Source organism: Aliidiomarina sp. (genome assembly GCF_047920995.1).
GTDB lineage: Bacteria > Pseudomonadota > Gammaproteobacteria > Enterobacterales > Alteromonadaceae > Aliidiomarina.
Genome location: NZ_JBLRWZ010000003.1, coordinates 75,503 through 91,808 on the forward strand (window position 1 = coordinate 75,503; position 16,306 = coordinate 91,808).

Consider the following 16,306-nt stretch of genomic DNA (forward strand, 5'->3'; position numbering starts at 1 on the left):
GCTATAATTCGCGGCGATTTTAACCGCGCTGGATTTACGATTCAGGCAGCCGAAAGGAAATAGCAATGCAGTATATTTGTGCAGCGCTCTACAAGTTCGTAGAGCTCAATGATTATGAAGATCTTCGCCAACCATTATTTGATGTTATGGCCGAAAACGAGGTAAAAGGTACTCTTTTACTCGCCCGCGAAGGCATTAATGGCACCATTTGCGGTACCCGCCAAGCTATCGATAATGTGCTTAATTGGTTAAAAAGCGATATCCGCTTTGCTGATTTAGAACACAAAGAATCGCCTAGCGAAACCCAAGCATTTTACCGCACCAAGGTTAAGCTGAAGAAAGAAATTGTTACTATGGGCCTCGATTGGGTAGACCCCAAAAATATCGTGGGCACATACGTGGCACCGGCAGAGTGGAACCGCATTATCAGCGATCCTGAAGTGCTGTTGATTGATACCCGCAACGATTATGAGTACGCCGTTGGCACTTTCAAAGGGGCGATCAACCCGAAAACGGAAACCTTTCGCGAATTCCCTGATTACGTGAAAGAGCATCTAGATAAAGAAAAGCACAAAAAAGTAGCCATGTTTTGCACCGGTGGTATCCGTTGTGAGAAATCTACTGCGTACTTAAAAGAGCTTGGATTCAACGAGGTGTATCACCTGCATGGTGGTATTCTGAAATACCTTGAAGAAGTGCCAGCTGAAGAAAGTATGTGGGATGGCGAGTGCTTTGTATTCGATCAACGCGTAACCGTGAAACATGGTTTGCAGCAAGGTTCTTACGATCAGTGTTACGCTTGCCGCATGCCAATCACTGCAGAAGAGATGCAATCAGAGCAATATGAAAAAGGCGTAAGCTGCCCGCATTGTTTTGCTAAAACTACGCCAAGCCAGAAAGAGCGGTATGCTGAGCGCGAGAAGCAAGTTCAGCTCGCCAAAGCACGCGGCGAGAAACACATTCGTGATGGGCGTTTGGAAGGTTAATTAGCGCCAGATAGCTACCGATAGAAACCTCGATCTTTTCTGAAGTTCGAGGTTTTTTTTATGGAAATTTTACACCTTTGAATCGCATTACCTCTTAAAATAATGGCTATCTAATATGATTTAAAAAGGAAGAATCATGGCGTATTTTGCAGTTATTGGCCTTGGTCGATTTGGTACTACTACTTCGCTTGAGCTAATGCACCTTGGGAATGAAGTGCTAGGTATTGATATCGACCCAAAAGCTGCCGAGCCTCTTGCCGAACGCCTATCACAAACTATTATTGCTGATGCCACCGATGAGCGCGCACTTAAAGAGCTAAATCTGAGCAATTGTGATGGGATAGTTGTAGCAATTGGTGAAGATTTACAAGCAAGTTTACTATGCACTTTAAACCTTTTAAATTTAGGAATTCGTTGTCTATGGGTTAAGGCGGGTGATTCTGCGCATCACTCTATTCTGAGTAAGTTGGGCGTACGCAATATTGTTCATCCCGAAGAAGAAATGGGTATTCGCGTAGCACAGTCGCTAAACTACCCAATAGTCAACAGCTACATCGGATTAGGACACAACACGTTCATTGTGGATGTAAATATCACCGAGAAAATAAGCTCAAAAACTGTAGGGCACCTGCGTAAAGCAACTGGAAACCAAGTTAATATTCTTTTGGTTAAACGCGACATAGAGATATTTCATCATCCAGACGATAATTTATCCCTGCAGAATAAAGATCACTTAGTTTTAGTGGGTACTCGCGATGTACTCACCAAACTTGGACCGTTGTTGAAATGAATAGCCGCTATATTTCTTTACATCCTAAAGTTAACCATAGCCGCAAGAAAATTCAGCTCAGCCCACCCACAATACTAGCTTTAGGGTTTGCAGGATTGATTGTTATCGGTACATTTTTATTAATGTTGCCGATGTCTGCTAATTCCAACATTTCACTACTTGAAGCAGCTTTTACTGCTACTTCAGCAGTTACGGTTACCGGGCTAGTTGTTGTTGATACCGGCACAGATTTCACTATGTTCGGGCAGCTCATTATCGCTTTGCTAATTCAAGCCGGAGGCCTTGGTTTAATGACCTTCGCTATTGTTGCGCTGATAGCTATTGGTGGAAAAATCGGCTTTCGGCAACAAATCATTGCTACCGCGGCGTTCAATCAAACATCTTGGGCCACTGTAGTACAAACTGCGAAGGCGGTAATTGTTTTCGCTTTAATTGTTGAAAGCGCGGGAATGCTCATCTTATTTTTGCGGTGGTTGCCTGAGATGGCCTGGCAACAAGCATTATTTCATAGCTTCTTCTATGCAATTTCAGCCTTTAATAATGCCGGATTTGCTCTCGATGCTAACAGCTTAATGCAGTATGTCGGCGACCCCACGATTAATATCATTATCACCGGCTTGTTTATTACCGGTGGTTTGGGCTTCGGCGTATGGATGGATATCTGGCAACGGCGACGCTGGAGAAAGCTCAGTATTTACAGCAAAGCATTGCTTACAAGCGTGGTATTGATCAACGTTTTCGCTATGCTAATTATTTTTATACTCGAGTTAGATAACCCAGAAACCCTAAAATCACTAACATCATCGGAACAATGGTGGGCGGCATGGTTCCAAGCAACCACAACACGCACTGCAGGCTTTAATACTATTGATATTAGCGCTTTGGAAGACAGCACTACTACCTTAATGCTTTTACTGATGTTTATTGGCGGTGGTTCATTAAGTACCGCTAGCGGTATTAAAGTAATGACATTTATCGTGTTGGTTATGGCAACTTACGCTTATCTGCGCCAGCGTGATGAAGTTGTTTTATTAGGCCGCACTATTCCACGTAACACGGTTCGTAAAGCATTGGCGCTAACCTTGATATCTGTAGCGCTTATCTGGATAGCTATATTCTTACTTACAGTTCTTCAGCATCAACCATTTTTAGATGTTGTGTTTGAGGCGGTATCCGCATTTGCAACGGTAGGCTTATCGCGAGGCCTCACAGGCGAGTTATCTGTATTCGGGCAAGTGCTGATTATGGTGCTCATGTTCGTTGGCCGCTTGGGCCCACTCACTATGGCATATTTTCTTGCGAGCCCTAAACCTAAACACTTAGGCTATCCTGAGGTAAAAGTACCGATTGGTTAATGGCTATAAAAGCTTGAGCCGATAACCTACGGCTTGTTCGGTGTGGATATACTGATGGTCGTGATCAAGTTCACGGCAATCTAGTTTACGGCGTAAATGGCTGATAACGATACGGAGATAATGGCTATCTTCGGCGTGCGTTGGTCCCCAAATATCACACAGCAGCTGCGTTTGTGTAACGACCCTTTCAGGCGCACGAGCGAGCGCTTCAAGCACTTGGTATTCCTTACGAGTTAGCTCAAGTGGCTCACCATTTAAGGTTACCAAACGAGCGGCGAAATCGATGGTTAAAATTTTGTCGCTTAGCTGCTCAGCTACTTGAACTACTTTTTTATTGCGGGTTGCTGCACGAATTCTCGCGCACAGCTCACCTACATTGAAAGGTTTTGTAATATAATCGTTTGCGCCTGCATCGAGTGCCGCAATCTTTTCTTGCTCGTGCTCTCGCGCCGAGATCACGATGATAGGTGTATCAACTAGCGTTCGAATAAAACGCACCAGCGATTTTCCATCTTCATCAGGAAGCCCCAGATCGAGAAGAATGCAGGAAAACGCTGTGCTGTTCAGCCACTGCTTCGCTGCAAATGCACTTTCAGCCTCAAGCGCTTGATAGCCTTCGCTATGAAGAGCAATTTGTAACATTCGGCGAATATTCGCTTCATCTTCAACAATTAGAATTTTACTGCTCACCACGCCTCTACTTACCACCCGATTTAACAATGGCACACATTCAGCTACTTTCGTTTCTATGCATTGGTAAGTCGATTATAAACCGCGCTCCCATTGCGTATTCTGTATCCACGTTTAAAGAGGCCCCATGGGCGCCGAGCATACCTCTACTTATCGCGAGCCCCATTCCTCTCGATGAACTCTCGTTAAGGTTAGAGCTTTTTGAGAAGAACATCGTGAAAATCTGTTCTTCTTCACCTTCCGGTATTCCCGGGCCTTCATCTTCAATTTCTATTCGTAGGGTATCAGCAGTTATCAAGTAAGAACGAACCCGAACAGGGATATTTACCGGCGCGAAACGACAACAATTTTCAACAATATTGAAAAGGGCTTGTTCGATCAATGCCGCATGAACATATAAAAGTGCATCATTATCATGCAAGGCAACATCGATTTGGGGCCCATGGCGGTATTCATTATCATCTAATCGAACAGGATATAACATTAACCGTTTAGTTAAGGAGGCAATGATATCACCTAACGTTACCCAATCTCGCTGCAGTTCAAGCTCTCCATAACCTAGCCGGGTCATATCAAGAAGGTTTTGAATATATTTATCTAGCCGCTTTGTTTCCATATAAATACCGCTAACAAGGTCGTGCTTGTTGCTATCTGAGAGCATATTTTGCTTATCACGAAGCATTTCCGCAGATCCCATGATGGCGCTCAATGGCGAGCGTAGATCATGCGAAACTGACGATAAAAGCGCGTTCTTTAGCTGCTCCATTTCAGTTTCTAACTTCGCTTTGCGCAGAGATTCTGTTGTTATGATCTGCTTACGAATTAATGATGCAGCCGGTGCTACGAGCAAACTAAAGGCCATCATAAAAACTAAAGTAATAATATCGTCTTGGGAATCCACACGAAAAGTAAATTGCGGGCTGGTAAGAAAGAAATTAAAGCTCAAAAAACTTATAATTGCCGTGGTGATCGCCGCAACTAACCCTCCCTGAACACCCACAAAAACAATTCCTGCAACATATAGTAATGAGATGTTGCCAATCGTTAGCCAAGGTAAAAACAAAGCTCCCAAAAGGGTCGCGATAACAACCCATGCCGCTCCTGCCGCAATAGCTTGTGGTGTGCCTTGTATCAAAGGAAAATAACGTTGCAATGACGGCTCCAGTTAATCAGTTACATTCGGCAACGTAAGTGCGCGTACACCGGCAATCACCCCAACCACAATCAACAAGCCGAGCACCGCGTAAGTACCCAGGAACTGGTCGAGTACACCGAGCAACATACCGAGCAGGAGTAGCACGCCAATTACCGTGTTACTCACTGCTGTATACTGGGCACGGTTTTCTTGGCTAGCCATATCTATAAGGTATGTTTTGCGCCCCACCCGCGCACCGTGATGCGCCACCGCGGCAAGAAATATTAACCCACCCCCAACAACCACACTACCTAACCAATTCTGCACAGTAACATCAAGCAACAGCGTTAGCGCCATTACTGCGGAAGCCAAAAACGCAGCTGCGGCCATTACATGGTTGCTGGCACTATCCGACCACTTGCCCCAAAAGCGCCCAGCCAGCATACCTGCTAAGCCACTGGCTAACAGCATGCCGCCTAACCCGGTTAATACACCTTCGGTTTGGCGCTGAATTAACACCACAATGTAAGGAATGGAAAACGCAGATGACACTAACAACGCTCGCGTAGCAACAAAGCTGCCAAACTGCTTATCTTGCCAAAGCAACGCTAGGGATTTCAGCGCTTCCGTAATAGCGTTACCACCACCTTCGGTAGCACCGGCTACTTCCGGAATGCAGGCATAGGTAAATGCTGCCACAAACCAAAGCAAAGCAGCACCCAGCAGTAAAAATACGAACAACACGTAACTGCCTGCAACTTCTGGAGCAAAAATAATCACTAACGCAGTGGCTAAGGTAAGCATTCCGGCAGTGGAGGCCGCCAAGCCAGTGAGCCGGCCCCTACGTGTTTTTGAAATGGTTTTGCCTAAAACATCTTTACTGGCAACTGAGCAAATTCCTCGGGCCAAACTAAAAATAAATAGCCAGCCAATTACCCACCAACCAAACCCAGTGGCCGATAACTGCCAGGTTAATTGTTCGCTGAGCAGGAGAAATCCTGTGGCTATCATTACCAAGGCGATGCCTTGGCCAACACTACCCACAACCCAAAACCACTTGCGCACCGGCTTTTCACGCATGCGTTGGGCCACAAATAATTGTGGTAACAAAGAAAGGGATTCACGTAAGGGAACTAACATGCTGATAAAGAATGCCGGTGCGCCAACCACCGAAAGCATCCAAGGTAATACTAAACGCGCACTTACTAATGAATCACCGAGTTTGGTGAGGGTAAGGCTCCATAAGTGCAGTACAAATGCTTTCGGTTGTTCATTGCAGGCAGCATCAGGAATATCTTTGCATACCCGAGCATCTTCATCTTCGGCAAGATATTGATATAACCGCTCGTTGAGATCAGGTTTAGTGGGTTGATTCATTTACTAACCCTTTCGCTAATGCATCTTGTAACGCAAACCAAATTCGATTCACTAAGGCAATCAGGCGAATCCAATCGCGCAGTTCATCACGGCTCACCACGTTACTCGCATTAGCATTATAGGCCTCTAAAAACTCAACAATTTCATCATCGTATAGATCATTCACCACTACCGTGGAGGCAGCATCAAAGCCGGGATGGCCGTAACCTGCATATTCCCAATCAATAATACGAATTTTGGGTTCAAAAAATACGTGCTCGGCATTTAAATCGTGGTGGCAAAAAACTCGTGGCCCTTCATTCCAAGCGGTAAAAAGATCCCGATAACTTGCACAATCTTCGCGAGCCTGCTCACCTGCTTTACGATCAAGTTGCGCTAGAGCATCACAATAGCCATGTACACGCTGCGATAAAGACCAATGCGGAAGTTGCGGTGTAAGTTGGTGAATCGCTGCTTGTGCTTTACCAAGTTGCTCAGCTCGGGTGATGGGATCGAAAATCGCGGCAACGGGCTCACCAGCAATCCATTCGGTAATCACCACCCCTTGCTCTGGGTTACTATAAATTATGGCTGGCGCAAGGCCGCTATTCGCCAGCTCAATGTCTGCCGCAACGGCATCACCCTGGGCTCGGCCAAAAGCCTCATCATGGGCATATTGCTTCACTACATATGTGTGTTCGCCATTCTCTATGCACCAGGTTGAATTAGCTAAATCGCCCCCTATTGAGCGCGTTTTCCAAACACCATGAACTGGCAGCTCAGCCAGACACCAGGTGGGAAATGCCATAAATTATAGTTCCTTATTAGATTGAATGAGTAACTTAGTTATAGCGTGCCTGAGGTTGCGGCGCTTCCTGCATACTTTGCCGCCAGCGCCAATAACCAATTGCAGCCATAATAGTATAAATGGCAAAAAGTAGCGCGGTAGCATGAAAGCCTTTTGCCCAAAATAACCCTACATATACTACATCAATTACAATCCAATATAACCAGTTCTCGAGTACCTTGCGAGCCACGAGAAAAGTTGCGAAGAAACTAAACACCGTAGTAAAGGTATCGAGGTACGCCATATCGGCATCAGTAAAACGCACCAGCAGGGTACCGATAAGCAAACTAAGTACGCTTAATATCACAAACCACTTCGCGTGCCATTGCCACTGTAGCTGCAGAATATCGCTAACTGCGGGTGTTTTGCCCTCTTCACCTGCGCGCGGTTCACCCACACGAACAGCAGCGCGGTAGCGCCAGTTCCAATAACCGTAGCCTGCCATAAGCACATAAAAAACTTGCAGAACCGATTCCATATACAGCCGGCCGGTAAAAAACAGCACTGTATAAATACTGGCACTAATGGCCGCAGCCGGCCAGCACCAAAGGCTTTGCCGAATCGCTAAAATTACGTAGGCGATTGCTAATGCAACCGCCAACAACTCCGCATTAGAAGAAAGTGCGAGAAGCTCTAAAACACTATCCATGTGGATTTAAATCGCGATTAATAAACTTGCATACCAACACTTGTGAAGGCACATGCTGATACACGCGCTCAAGCTCTTCGGTGAGTATCGCCATTACGGTACGAAACTCACCAAAAACCTGTGTACTCATGGTGTTGGTATTTACGCTAATTTCTTCGTATTTCGCCAAACGCTCAACAAATTCCTTAATTACGCTGAGGTATTCATCTGCTAATGGATACAAGCTAATTTCTGCTGATAATTGCATGTTCTGATCTCCGAATAAGGTTTTCACCTCAAATTGGCCCTGCTCTAAAAAACTGGACGAGAAATTGGGCGAGAACTAAGCTCTCACATCTTAGCCCTCGCCCATACTTCTGGAAATTATCGGTAACGATATAATAGCGAATTAAAAACGATACCGGGCCGTTACACCTACACGGCTTGGCTCGCCGTATTGCACATAATTTTCTGGTGCATATTCTTTGCGTGGGTCATTGCCGAAGAAGAACCCGCGGGTGGTGTAATCTTCGTTCAACAAATTCCGCGCCCACAAGCTAAATTCCCAGTTTTGCACTTGGTAATTCAAACGCGCGTGCAACAGTTGGTAGCTACTAGATTGAATATCATGGCTGTTCGAGTAGTAGAACTTATCCCGCGCATCCATTTCTACCCGTAGGCTCAAGTTATCGCGCAATAACCACTCACCACCAAGGTTTACTTGATAATTTGGTGCATGGGCCTGGTCACGGCCCGCAAGGTTAGTGCCGTCACGCAACAATAGATCATTAAACTCCGTTTGTAATAAACCTAGGTTCAAGAACACGCGCAGTGCCGCAGTTGGCACATAATCAAGCTGCGCTTCAATACCATAGTTTTTACCAGCCGATGCGTTATCGGTATAAGTAACAAATACACCTTCACGTTCTACATAGGCATTCACCTGCATATCATCGCGCCAGCTATAAAAAGCATTTACATGCAAACGTAAGCTCTGCTCAGGCAAAAATACTTTGTAGCCAACTTCTGCGCTAGTAAGGTATTCCGGTGCAAAGGTAGCGCGAGATTCTAAGAACTCACGATGATCTTCAAGATTACGATCTTCAACTCGGCCGAGGGCTTCGCCATTTACGCCACCCGCTTTAAAGCCGCGGGTTACCGTTACGTACACTTGCTGCAGCGGCGCAAGGCTATATTCCAAGCTAGCGCGCCCGCCCCAAGCACTTGCAGTAGGGCTCGCAATAATGCCGCGGCTATCGGCATAATCATTATCGTAACGTTCCCAACGCACGCCATAAGTTAACCGTAGGCGATCGCTTAATTCCTGCTGTAGTTCACCGTAGGCAGCCGTTCGATCAGAATCATAGCTACTCGAAAATGGTGCGCTTAAGAAGGTATATTCACGGTTCAGATCTTGCGTACGCTGCTGCACATAGGCGCCCGCTAACCAATCAGTGCTATAGCCCAAAAATTCTATCGGGGCGGCCGAAAGCACACGCGTTTCGAGCTCAAGTTGATCACGCTCACGGAAATACGCATCAAACGAGTTGTATTCCCAACCTGGCCGAATCCCTTCAAAAGCCCAATCTTCATCGTAGCTATATTCTGAATCAGCAGTTAAATAGCTCGCGAACAATTGCACAGCAAAGCTTTCTGCACCTGAGTAAGTTGCAGCAATGCGGCCAGCGTGGCTATCTAAGGTATCTCTGCCAGGAGTATCGGAAAGGGTTTCCCGCGTACGATCTAAACTAAATGCATCGTAGCCATTATCGATATCAAAACGATGGTAGGTAAGCTGCAATTGCCAATCATCACTTACTTCCCAAACGCCATTCAAACGTAGGGTAAGCTCATCAATATTTTGGGTGTCTTTACGCTCTAGAAAGGTATTTTCGGTGAACCCATCGCTGGTATTGGAATATAGCGAGCCACGCACTGCGAAGTTATCAGTAACGCGATTGCCAAACGCCACCCCAGCAGCATACGAGTTGTAATTCGCCCACATCGCCTCTACTTGGCCACTTGGCGCATAGGTGGGTTCCACGCTATGCAAATACACTACGCCCGCCATAGCATCGGCACCAAAGCGCGTGCTTTGCGGCCCCCGAAATACTTCTACTTGGCCGATATCGAATAAGGTGCCGGCAGCACCAATGCCACTGTAATTGATGCCATCAATTACCAAACCTACAGAAGGGTTAATGGGATCAACAAATTGGCTGCGCTCACCGATACCGCGAATTTGTAAAAAGCTTGCGCGCGATGCGCCAGAGGCTAAATTTACATTCGGCGCCAGCATTAATGCTTCTTCTAAATGTGCGGCAGAGCGATTTTCAATATCGTGCGCACTCAGCACAGAAATGCTGCCCGCAACATCATCAATATCGCGGCTGCGGAAATCACCACGCACAGTAATGCGCTCAATCGCCTCTTCGGTAGCGAAACTGGTGCTCGGAACAACGAGAGTTGTGGATAAGGCCGCGGCAACCGCGATGGAAAGTTTTGCAAACTTCATAAGGATCTCTTCTTTTGTTAATGCTTTAAAAGATGAGATCCGGTTAAGCGCCGTATTGGTGAGCGTATTCGCAGTATCAATTATAACAAACATCGATAGCACTAATAGCAAAGGTGATTACCAATCCCTACGCCAGTATTAACCGGATCAGGTACAAAGGGTTCACATCTGTATCTCAGCCTTGCTTCCAATTTCGAAGCGCGGCACCCCTTTGGTAATTACTGTCAGTTTTTCACTGCAGCGGCGGCAGTATAACGAAAGCCGCAATGTTTGCAAGATTTCGGCGACAAATTACCAGCAAACAATCGTTAAAAACTAATCTCGCTTACACAAAATCGAGTATGTGGAATCTTTAAATAAAGGCTAATGCATCGCCAAACAATTGGCTTTTCGGTAAGCCCGCTTTGCTAAATGCATCGCGGGCAACGCCTACCATTTCAAAACGCCCAGCGATATACACATCATAATCTGCCAGCACTAAACCACTATTTAACACCGCAGGGATCAGTGTACCCGCAACACCATTGCCAATAGCCGGCGTAGGCATGTTTTCGATTACCGGAATATAGGTAAAATGCGCGTGTTGCTCTGCTAGCTGACGCAGTTCTTGATGCATATAAAGATCGTTGGCGTTTCTAACGCCCCAATACAGCGTAAGTGAACGCTTACAGCTGCTCGCTAAATGCGCTTTCAGTATGCTCCAAGTATAAGAAAAACCGGTACCGCCAGCTACCAACAACAACGGCCGTTCACTATCACTACGATAGCCAGCATCTCCTGCTGGTATATGCAAAGTAAGCTCACCTTCGGCATGAATACGTTCAATAACTTGCCAGGCATACGGATTGTCTGGGCTAGCACCAATGTGCAATTGCACATGCGTACTGCCGCCCGCATGCGGGCTAGATGCTATCGAGAAAGGCCGCAAATCATCTGCAGCCATGGCCACCATTAAATATTGGCCAGCGATAAACTGAATGGGTTCTGGTAGTTCGATATCAACAAGATACACAAATTCGTTCACCGCCTCACAGCGGCGAACTTGGCTTTTTACAATTGGCATAGGTTACGAATCCAGAATTCCTAGTTCATCCCACAGGGTATCGATACGCTCTTTCACAGCGCTATCCATTACGATGGGTGTGCCCCACTCGCGATTTGTTTCACCAGGCCACTTGTTGGTGGCATCTAGGCCCATTTTCGAGCCTAAACCTGATACTGGTGATGCAAAATCAAGATAATCGATCGGTGTATTTTCAATCATTACTGTGTCTCGGGCGGGGTCCATACGAGTAGTAATCGCCCAAATCACATCTTTCCAATCTCGCGCATTTACATCGTCATCGCATACAATCACAAACTTTGTGTACATAAACTGGCGCAAGAAGCTCCATACACCAAGCATTACTCGCTTCGCGTGGCCTGGGTAAGATTTCTTCATCGTTACCACAGCCATACGGTACGAGCAGCCTTCCGGTGGCAAATAAAAATCAACAATTTCCGGGAATTGCTTCTGCAAAATGGGCACAAACACTTCATTTAATGCCACACCCAAAATTGCTGGCTCATCTGGCGGCCGCCCAGTATAGGTGCTGTGATAAATCGGATTTTTACGGTGAGTAATATGCGTTACCGTAAATACAGGGAACTCATCTACTTCATTGTAGTAACCGGTATGATCGCCGTATGGCCCTTCAGCTGCCATTTCACCCGGCTCAATATAACCTTCCAGCACAAACTCAGCATGAGCAGGCACTTGTAAATCATTACTCACGCATTTTACCACTTCGGTTTTACTATCGCGCAGTAAACCAGCAAATGCATATTCAGAAAGCGTATCAGGTACCGGGGTAACCGCACCCAAAATAGTTGCCGGGTCGGCGCCTAGCGCTACCGCTACAGGAAAGCGTTCGCCTGGATTCTGTTGGCAAAATTCACGGAAATCTAAGGCACCACCGCGGTGGCTAAGCCAGCGCATAATTAATTTATTCTTGCCTATAAGCTGCTGCCGATAAATACCGAGATTCTGGCGCTTCTTATGCGGCCCTTTAGTTACCGTTAAGCCCCACGTTACCAATGGCGCTACATCGCCTGGCCAGCAATGTTGAATTGGAATCTGATTTAAATCTATCTCATCGCCACTCATTACTACTTCTTGGCACGGCGCGTTCTTTAACTGTTTTGGCGCCATACTCAGCACTTTTTTCAGCAGCGGTAGCTTGCTCATAGCATCTTTAAAGCCAGCAGGTGGCTCTGGCTCCTTCAGATATGCAAGTAACTTACCCACTTCTCGCAAAGCAGCTACATCATTTTGGCCCATGCCCATAGCCACACGCTCTGGCGTGCCAAACAAGTTGGCCAATACAGGAATACTATGGCCTTTGGGGTTTTCAAATAACAGCGCAGGCCCGCCCGCTTTCAAAGTGCGGTCGGCAATTTCGGTCATTTCCAAATAGGGGTCTATTTCTTGAGTGATACGCTTTAATTCGCCGCGTTCTTCAAGTTGGGCAATAAAATCCCGTAAATCACGATATTTCATGCGTACTGCCAATTCGGTTAAAAGTGAATGAAGTATATCAGTTTTGCTGCAGCCAATGTAGATGTAGGGTGCGCAGTTAAGAACGGTGCTAACTATGAAAGGGATCTCAATAATTAAAAAACCCGCCGCAGCGGGTTTTTTGCTCGTTCCGAAATACTACTTAGAACGCTTCATCGATTCAAAGAACTCATCGTTGGTTTTGGTCATCGATAATTTATCGATGAGGAATTCCATTGCTTCAATTTCACCCATTGGGTGCACAATTTTCCGCAAGATCCACATTTTTTGTAGTTCTTCTGGTGAAGTAAGTAACTCTTCACGACGCGTACCTGAGCGGTTGTAATCGATAGCTGGGAATACACGCTTCTCAGCAATTTTCCGATTTAAGTGCAACTCCATGTTACCGGTGCCCTTAAATTCTTCATAGATTACTTCGTCCATTTTCGAACCAGTGTCGATTAACGCAGTTGCAATAATGGTTAAAGAACCACCCTCTTCTACATTTCGTGCAGCACCAAAGAAACGCTTTGGTTTATGCAGTGCGTTGGCATCTACACCACCAGTTAATACCTTGCCTGAGCTAGGAATTACAGTGTTATAAGCTCGCGCTAAACGAGTAATAGAATCCAGCAAAATCACTACGTCTTTCTTGTGTTCAACTAAGCGCTTCGCTTTCTCGATTACCATTTCCGCTACTTGCACGTGACGGCTCGCCGGCTCATCAAAGGTTGAAGCAATTACTTCACCTTTTACCAAACGATGCATATCTGTTACTTCTTCTGGGCGTTCATCGATTAGCAATACCATCAGCTCACAATCTGGGTGGTTCGCCGCAATTGATTGTGCAATGTTCTGTAATAATAGGGTTTTACCAGCCTTTGGCGGTGCAACAATCAAACCACGTTGCCCTTTACCAATTGGCGAGGCTAAATCTAAAATACGGGCGGTAATATCTTCGGTAGAACCATTACCACGCTCCATGCGCAAACGCTCATTTGCATGTAACGGAGTTAAGTTTTCGAACAATATTTTATTGCGCGAGTTCTCTGGCTTATCGAAGTTTACTTCGCGGATTTTAAGTAGTGCAAAGTACCGCTCACCTTCTTTCGGTGGGCGAATTTTACCGGCTACAGTATCACCCGTACGCAAGTTAAATCGGCGTATTTGGCTTGGCGATACATAAATATCATCTGGCCCAGCTAAATAAGACGAATCTGCCGAACGTAAAAAGCCGAAGCCGTCCTGCAGAATTTCGAGTGCACCATCGCCAAAAATATCTTCGCCACTCTTCGAGTGCGCTTTTAAAATTGCAAAGATGATGTCTTGCTTGCGCAAGCGCGCCATATTATCCAAGCCCATTTCGGCGGCGAGGTTTACCAGTTCATTTACAGGCTTATTCTTTAATTCGGTTAGATTCATAGTAGGTAGGTTTATCTAGGTTTTGGGATGTGGGCAACCAGCTCTAAGTAGGTTCGGATACACCGACCTTTTTACACGTGCCTTAGTACGCTGGTTATTCAGACCATGCACTCAGAATCGTGCGTTAAAGGATACGCTCTCACGACTAGGTTGCGTTGGTTAATCTGCTCGTATTGATATTTCAAAATTCGGATTTCAAGTTTGTAACAGGTTTGTTTACAAACGGCAGCTAGATAGGAACTCAAACGCTGCGAAATAAATTTAACACTAAAACTAAAAATCGTCCAGTTTTTAAACGCCTCTGCGCGAATACTTATATATTTTCGCGCAAAAGCGTTCAGAACTGTTTGTTTACTCAGGCTTAAACGTGTTCGTTTAAGAACTCAGCAAGTTGAGTTTTCGACATTGCACCAACTTTAGTGCCAACCACTTCACCATTCTTGAACAGTAGCAGGGTAGGAATACCACGGATACCGTATTTAGGAGGTGTTTCGTTGTTATGATCTACATTCAGCTTGCCAACTTTCAACTTACCGGAGTATTCTGCTGCCACTTCATCTAAGATTGGCGCGATCATTTTACATGGTCCACACCATTCGGCCCAGAAGTCGACCAAAACTGGTTGATCAGCGTTTAGTACGTCTGCTTCAAAGCTGCCGTCGCTTAGCTGAACAATATTATCACTCATGTTGCATCTCCAATTGGTTGCATTCGTGGGTATCTTTTAACGCATTGCATTATATTCTGTTTTTTAATGCAAGTCTAAACCTGTTAAACTTGCGACTTATGAGTAAAAAACATTTAACTGAAACCAAGTTTGCCGAGCTCGGATTGCATCCTAAAGTGCTAGATGCCCTCAATCAAATCGGCTATGAGTACTGTACACCAATTCAAGCAATGAGCTTGCCTATTGCTGTACAGGGCAAAGATGTGGCCGGTCAAGCACAAACCGGCACCGGGAAAACTATCGCTTTTCTCGTCGCATTATTCAACCATTTAATGATTCAACCGCAACGAGTACCCGGTGAAACACAGCCTCGCGCTCTCGTTATGGCACCTACGCGGGAACTTGCCGTTCAGATCGCTAACGATGCTGAAAAAATTGCCGCCAGCTGTGGCCTAAAAATGGCTGTAGTGTACGGTGGTGAAGGCTATGAATCGCAGCGAGCAGAATTACAAGAGGGTGTTGATGTACTCATCGGTACCTGTGGCCGTTTAATTGATTACTTCAAGCAAGGCGCTTACAAACTTAATAATATCGATGTAGTAGTGCTTGATGAAGCCGATCGTATGTACGATCTTGGTTTTATCGATGATGTTCGTTACATGCTGCGGGCTATGCCTCCTGCTGAAGAGCGTTTGAATTTACTCTTCTCAGCAACGCTTTCGTTCCGCGTACGTGAGCTTGCTTACGAGCAAATGAACGATCCTACAAGCGTAGAGATCGAGCCAGAGCAAATGACCGGTGCACGCATTGAGGAAGAGTTATTTTATCCTTCCAAGCCAGAGAAAATTAAATTACTGCTTTCGCTCATGGAAGAAGATTGGCCCGATAAAGCTATTGTGTTTAGTAACACTAAGCATGGCTGCAGTTACGTATATCACTGGTTATTAGCTGATAAACATCGAGTTGGCTTACTCACGGGTGATGTGCCTCAGCGTAAGCGGTTAAAAATCTTAGAAGATTTCACCTCAGGTAAACTCGATATTCTCGTTGCTACCGATGTGGCCGCACGTGGTTTGCATATTCCAGCGGTTAGTCATGTATTTAACTACGATTTACCAGACGATTGCGAAGATTACGTGCACCGTATTGGCAGAACTGGCCGGGCTGGCGCTAGCGGCAAAGCCATTAGTTTTGCATGTGAAGAATACGTGTATAACTTACCGGCAATCGAAGCTTATATTCAGCACGAAATTCCGGTTACTAAGTATGATTCTGAGGCATTGTTAAGCGATTTAAAACGCCCACACATTCCGCAGAAACGCCGCCCACAGGGCGGTAACCGGCGCAGTTCTGGCCCACGCCAGCGCCGCAGCTAACAA

The 16,306-nt window shown here is 45.8% G+C and carries 15 protein-coding genes and 1 riboswitch; of the genes, 4 read left to right on the forward strand and 11 right to left on the reverse strand.

The genetic code is table 11. The features are described 5' to 3' along the window. The first annotated feature begins 65 nt into the window (after nt 1-65). The 3 genes from ACNA7P_RS01585 (at nt 66) to ACNA7P_RS01595 (ending at nt 3,131) form a co-directional block, all read left to right on the forward strand. Entirely contained in the window at nt 66-986 is a 921-nt protein-coding gene (locus ACNA7P_RS01585; protein WP_416256847.1) for a rhodanese-related sulfurtransferase, read from the forward strand. Nucleotides 987-1,122: 136 nt separating this feature from the next. Then, nucleotides 1,123-1,776: a potassium channel family protein gene (locus ACNA7P_RS01590; RefSeq protein WP_416256848.1), complete on the forward strand. Its 654-nt coding sequence runs from the start codon at nt 1,123-1,125 to the stop codon at nt 1,774-1,776. Further along, the gene (locus tag ACNA7P_RS01595) at nt 1,773-3,131 is read left to right on the forward strand and encodes a TrkH family potassium uptake protein (protein WP_416256849.1); all 1,359 of its coding nucleotides are present in this window, start codon (nt 1,773-1,775) and stop codon (nt 3,129-3,131) included. The genes ACNA7P_RS01590 and ACNA7P_RS01595 overlap by 4 nt, the downstream gene beginning before the upstream one ends. A 3-nt stretch (nt 3,132-3,134) precedes the next feature. Here the strand turns inward: ACNA7P_RS01595 and ACNA7P_RS01600 are convergent, their stop codons facing one another. The 11 genes from ACNA7P_RS01600 to trxA all read right to left on the reverse strand — a co-directional run bounded on the left by ACNA7P_RS01600 (nt 3,135) and on the right by trxA (nt 14,948). Then, complete coding sequence (locus tag ACNA7P_RS01600) at nt 3,135-3,857, reverse strand: response regulator transcription factor (RefSeq protein ID WP_416256850.1); 723 nt, start codon at nt 3,855-3,857, stop codon at nt 3,135-3,137. 4 nt (nt 3,858-3,861) lie between these two features. Continuing rightward, on the reverse strand, nt 3,862-4,974 hold the full coding sequence (locus ACNA7P_RS01605) for a DUF4118 domain-containing protein (RefSeq protein ID WP_416256851.1): 1,113 nt from the start codon (nt 4,972-4,974) through the stop codon (nt 3,862-3,864). A gap of 12 nt (nt 4,975-4,986) precedes the next feature. Then, nucleotides 4,987-6,333 carry an MFS transporter permease gene (locus ACNA7P_RS01610; protein WP_416256852.1) on the reverse strand — a complete coding sequence of 449 codons (1,347 nt, stop codon included), beginning with the start codon at nt 6,331-6,333 and terminating at the stop codon, nt 4,987-4,989. Continuing rightward, nucleotides 6,317-7,120, reverse strand: coding sequence for a phosphotransferase (locus ACNA7P_RS01615; protein ID WP_416256853.1), 804 nt, complete (start codon nt 7,118-7,120; stop codon nt 6,317-6,319). Before ACNA7P_RS01615 ends, ACNA7P_RS01610 begins: the two co-directional genes overlap by 17 nt. Nucleotides 7,121-7,154: 34 nt before the next feature. After that, nucleotides 7,155-7,808, reverse strand: a complete 654-nt coding sequence (gene pnuC, locus ACNA7P_RS01620) for a nicotinamide riboside transporter PnuC (RefSeq protein WP_416256854.1) — start codon at nt 7,806-7,808, stop codon at nt 7,155-7,157. Next, nucleotides 7,801-8,055 carry a YkoF family thiamine/hydroxymethylpyrimidine-binding protein gene (locus ACNA7P_RS01625; RefSeq protein ID WP_416256855.1) on the reverse strand — a complete coding sequence of 85 codons (255 nt, stop codon included), beginning with the start codon at nt 8,053-8,055 and terminating at the stop codon, nt 7,801-7,803. The genes pnuC and ACNA7P_RS01625 overlap by 8 nt, the downstream gene beginning before the upstream one ends. A gap of 141 nt (nt 8,056-8,196) precedes the next feature. Then, entirely contained in the window at nt 8,197-10,302 is a 2,106-nt protein-coding gene (locus ACNA7P_RS01630) for a TonB-dependent receptor (RefSeq protein WP_416256856.1), read from the reverse strand. Between the two features lie 107 nt (nt 10,303-10,409). Then, nucleotides 10,410-10,523: riboswitch (TPP riboswitch) on the reverse strand. 131 nt (nt 10,524-10,654) lie between these two features. Further along, nucleotides 10,655-11,365, reverse strand: coding sequence for an NAD(P)H-flavin reductase (fre, locus tag ACNA7P_RS01635; RefSeq protein WP_416256857.1), 711 nt, complete (start codon nt 11,363-11,365; stop codon nt 10,655-10,657). A gap of 3 nt (nt 11,366-11,368) precedes the next feature. Beyond that, on the reverse strand, nt 11,369-12,841 hold the full coding sequence (ubiD, locus tag ACNA7P_RS01640) for a 4-hydroxy-3-polyprenylbenzoate decarboxylase (protein WP_416256858.1): 1,473 nt from the start codon (nt 12,839-12,841) through the stop codon (nt 11,369-11,371). A 156-nt stretch (nt 12,842-12,997) separates the two neighbouring features. Next, complete coding sequence (gene rho, locus ACNA7P_RS01645) at nt 12,998-14,260, reverse strand: transcription termination factor Rho (protein WP_416256859.1); 1,263 nt, start codon at nt 14,258-14,260, stop codon at nt 12,998-13,000. A gap of 361 nt (nt 14,261-14,621) precedes the next feature. Further along, on the reverse strand, nt 14,622-14,948 hold the full coding sequence (trxA, locus tag ACNA7P_RS01650) for a thioredoxin TrxA (protein WP_416256860.1): 327 nt from the start codon (nt 14,946-14,948) through the stop codon (nt 14,622-14,624). Nucleotides 14,949-15,046: 98 nt separating this feature from the next. On the opposite strand from trxA, the gene rhlB reads away from it, so the two are divergent. Further along, nucleotides 15,047-16,303, forward strand: a complete 1,257-nt coding sequence (rhlB, locus tag ACNA7P_RS01655) for an ATP-dependent RNA helicase RhlB (RefSeq protein WP_416256861.1) — start codon at nt 15,047-15,049, stop codon at nt 16,301-16,303. Nucleotides 16,304-16,306 lie beyond the last annotated feature (3 nt).

What these genes read in the sequence shown, in the direction of transcription:
- ubiD (WP_416256858.1), bottom strand. Translation starts at nt 12,841, where the DNA reads ATGAAATATCGTGATTTACGGGATTTTATTGCCCAACTTGAAGAACGC.
- ACNA7P_RS01630 (WP_416256856.1), bottom strand. Translation starts at nt 10,302, where the DNA reads ATGAAGTTTGCAAAACTTTCCATCGCGGTTGCCGCGGCCTTATCCACA.
- rhlB (WP_416256861.1), top strand. Translation starts at nt 15,047, where the DNA reads ATGAGTAAAAAACATTTAACTGAAACCAAGTTTGCCGAGCTCGGATTG.
- ACNA7P_RS01590 (WP_416256848.1), top strand. Translation starts at nt 1,123, where the DNA reads ATGGCGTATTTTGCAGTTATTGGCCTTGGTCGATTTGGTACTACTACT.
- ACNA7P_RS01610 (WP_416256852.1), bottom strand. Translation starts at nt 6,333, where the DNA reads ATGAATCAACCCACTAAACCTGATCTCAACGAGCGGTTATATCAATAT.
- ACNA7P_RS01625 (WP_416256855.1), bottom strand. Translation starts at nt 8,055, where the DNA reads ATGCAATTATCAGCAGAAATTAGCTTGTATCCATTAGCAGATGAATAC.
- pnuC (WP_416256854.1), bottom strand. Translation starts at nt 7,808, where the DNA reads ATGGATAGTGTTTTAGAGCTTCTCGCACTTTCTTCTAATGCGGAGTTG.
- fre (WP_416256857.1), bottom strand. Translation starts at nt 11,365, where the DNA reads ATGCCAATTGTAAAAAGCCAAGTTCGCCGCTGTGAGGCGGTGAACGAA.
- trxA (WP_416256860.1), bottom strand. Translation starts at nt 14,948, where the DNA reads ATGAGTGATAATATTGTTCAGCTAAGCGACGGCAGCTTTGAAGCAGAC.
- ACNA7P_RS01595 (WP_416256849.1), top strand. Translation starts at nt 1,773, where the DNA reads ATGAATAGCCGCTATATTTCTTTACATCCTAAAGTTAACCATAGCCGC.
- ACNA7P_RS01615 (WP_416256853.1), bottom strand. Translation starts at nt 7,120, where the DNA reads ATGGCATTTCCCACCTGGTGTCTGGCTGAGCTGCCAGTTCATGGTGTT.
- rho (WP_416256859.1), bottom strand. Translation starts at nt 14,260, where the DNA reads ATGAATCTAACCGAATTAAAGAATAAGCCTGTAAATGAACTGGTAAAC.
- ACNA7P_RS01585 (WP_416256847.1), top strand. Translation starts at nt 66, where the DNA reads ATGCAGTATATTTGTGCAGCGCTCTACAAGTTCGTAGAGCTCAATGAT.